The 2,955-nt window shown below is 63.4% G+C and carries 1 protein-coding gene and 2 pseudogenes; 2 read left to right on the top strand and 1 reads right to left on the bottom strand.

Annotation, left to right across the window (positions count from 1 at the left end):
• Positions 1–210 precede the first annotated feature (210 nt).
• Both OPF83_RS17295 and OPF83_RS17290 read left to right on the top strand, forming a co-directional pair.
• Positions 211–435 carry a hypothetical protein gene (locus tag OPF83_RS17295; protein WP_264888885.1) on the top strand — a complete coding sequence of 75 codons (225 nt, stop codon included), beginning with the start codon at positions 211–213 and terminating at the stop codon, positions 433–435.
• A 179-nt stretch (positions 436–614) separates the two neighbouring features.
• Positions 615–926 (top strand): annotated as a pseudogene (locus tag OPF83_RS17290) (IS1634 family transposase); the annotation flags it as partial.
• 756 nt (positions 927–1,682) lie between these two features.
• Here the strand turns inward: OPF83_RS17290 and OPF83_RS17285 are convergent.
• A pseudogene (locus OPF83_RS17285) lies at positions 1,683–2,860 on the bottom strand (IS3 family transposase).
• Positions 2,861–2,955: the final 95 nt, after the last annotated feature.

The following is a 2,955-nucleotide window of genomic DNA, read 5'->3' as shown; positions in this document are numbered from 1 at the left end:
CCCAACACAACACCAAATCCCCAGGTCAAGCTACCTTAATAGCGCCACACAACGCCGAGACCAGATGCACCAAGCAGAATCCTGAAAGGCTGACCGGGTCGTCACGCCAGTGGCCACCATCACTTATCGTGACCATTCCGATGAGCGCCAGTACCTCGGATCTGAACTTGGTCTCGGCGTTGGACGCGAGAGATCGCGTCGACTTCATCCGTGCCATGGTCACTCCGAGCGCTGGGCAGTACCACTTCATCGCCAAGGGTCATCGCCATCGCCACCGAGCACCAAGAGAACTCCGACTCCCGTACGGACGCCGCCATCGACCAGGTCCGCAAAGGTTTAGAGGCCCTTCTCGCGGGCCATGCACTGTACCGCATCAAGATGGCGATGAAGGACAGCGTCGCGGCATTCCTGTATGTCGATTCTGACCCGACCTGAACGCACTGCTCGTCCTCCGGATCCGTCTAACCATCACTTTGTAGTCGAAGTACAAGGGACATCGGGGCGGCGGTTTCAGCGCCTCCAACGCGAACACCGATTGCCTCAGCTCGCGCGTCTCCGCGCCCCTGGAGGAACTGTCCACATTCCTTGACACAGCCCACATGGACGGCCATGCAGTTGTGGCGGCGTATCACGATCTGTGGAACGTCGAGCAGTCCTTCCGTATGGCCAAATCCGATCTGAAGGCGCGGCCGATCTTCCACCGAACCCGCGACTCAATCGAAGCGCACCTGACAGTGGTATTCGCCGCCCTTGCGGTCGCCCGCTACCTACCGAACATCACCGGCACACCGATCAAGAAGATCGTCAGCACCCTCGAACCCCTGCGCACCATTGTTGTCGCCATCGGCGACCACGAGATGGTCGTCGAACCAACCGTCAATGAAGACGCCCGCAACCTCATCGACGCCATCAACGCGGGTCACTAAAAGTTGTGGAACTCAGGCCTGACGCTCTCGTGTCGTTCGGAGTAGTCTTCAACCCGGTTCGAACACACGTCGTCGACCACACACTCGTAGAACTCGCGTCCACCGGTGTCACTCCGGGTGCTATCGGCGAGCCACGAACAATTCCGTCACTCGGCGACGACCCCAGGGACGACATCGTCATCGTGGAGCGATGACCCGAAAACAACCGCGATCAGTGCCGAGCGCCGTACGAAATGGCTTCCACCCCTTGTTCGCCGATATGATGCGCCCCGTCGTCGCCGGCACGATCGCTTGGCCAGCGTCACCAGCAACGTCAACACGGAATCAATACCCAAACACGACGGTCGACCCGAAGGCGCCGGCCTCTGCGTCATCCTTGTGTGCCTCAGCGAGTTCGCCAGAGCTCGCAATGGGTGGCAAGCCTCAGGCAGTAAGGTCGACGCGCGATTCTGACGCCTTTTAGGTCACCGGGGCGGGGGGCAATCGAGCTACCAGCGCCCCGCTCCCCCGGATCGCGCTGAGGGACCTCCGTGACCTGTGAGTACGTCGCCCAGCCCGACTGGTCACCGTGCCCCACGACGACAACAACAAGTCCGACCACGACAACGACGACGACGACGGCAAGAGCGCGAGCTCCACAAGGTCGGTGCCGTGCCGGGTCTACGTCTCGAGCCCTGTCCGGCGAGTTGTGGATGCGTGCCCGAGCCGCGCCCGGATGCGTGGGGGCGTGAGGAACGAACTGGTGACAGGTTCGGTTTAGGCCGCGAGTGTGAGCGGCTCGGCTAGCTTGGCTTCGAACTCGATGGGCGTCAAGCCGCCGAGGGTGTCCTGGGCTCGTTGGCGGTGATACGTCCGCTCGATCCAGACGACGATTGCGAGCCGCAGCTCCTGCCGCGTTGTCCACCGCTGCTGGTTGAGCACGTTCGTCTGCAGCAGTGACCAGAACGACTCCATGGCAGCGTTGTCGCCCGCGGCACCGACTCTTCCCATCGATCCGACCATGTCGTGGCGGCGCAACTCGCGGGCCATGGCCCGGGAGCGGAACTGGCTGCCCCTATCGGCGTGCAGGATGCAGCCGGCGACCTCAGCACGCCGGGCGACGGCGTTTCGGACAGCATCGACAGCGATTTTCGCGGTCATGCGGTCTGAGATCGAGTACCCGACGATCCGGTTGGAGAACACGTCCTTGATCGCGCAACAGTAGAGCTTGCCTTCGCTCGTCCGATGCTCCGTGATGTCCGTGAGCCAGAGCCGGTTCGGTGCGTCGGCGCGGAACACTCGTTGCACGTGATCGTCGAACACGGGCGGGCCGGCCTTCTTGCCCTTCCCGCGCCGCCGGCGCTGCGCAGACGAGAGAATCCCGGCCTGCGAGCACAGCTTCCACGCCGTCCGGCGGCTCATCCGCCACCCCGCTCGCCGCGCTTCGTCGGCGAGGTATCGGTACCCGAACGTCGGGTCATCATGGTGCGCGTCATGCAGCGCGTTGATCCGATACGCGCGGAGCACATCCGCTTCCCTGATCGGGGCATTGCGCCATTGATAGTAGGGCTGTCTTGCGAGCTTGAGGACCCGGCACGACACCGTCACGGGAGTCCCCGCGTCGGCGAGCTCAGATACGAGCGGGTACGTCATTTTGGGGAGCCACCGAGGCGCAGGTTCGCCTGCGACAGATACGCCGCCGCACGCCGGAGGACCTCGTTCTCCTGCTCCAGCAACCGGATCCGCTTCTTCAGCTCCCGAGCCTCAGCCGCGTCCGCGGCGGTCTGGCCGGGCCGGTTGCCTTCCTCGACATCGGCCTGGCGGAGCCAGTTCTGCAGCGTTGCTTCGCTGATACCGAAGTCGGTGGCGATCTGTTTGATGGTGACGCCGCTCTCACGACGACGAGCGACCGCGACAACGTCTTCGCGGAACTCTCTGGGGTACGGACCGGGCATGATGACATCCTCCCCGCCAGCGCCTCCCGGCACTAACGATCAGTTGTCACCGATTCGTTCCTCACGCCCTGGAGCCCGTTAGGTGGGGTTGGTGC

The organism is Dietzia sp. NCCP-2495, from assembly GCF_026011735.1.
Taxonomy (GTDB): Bacteria; Actinomycetota; Actinomycetes; order Mycobacteriales; family Mycobacteriaceae; genus Dietzia.
This window is presented reverse-complemented; position numbering and strand designations above follow the sequence as displayed.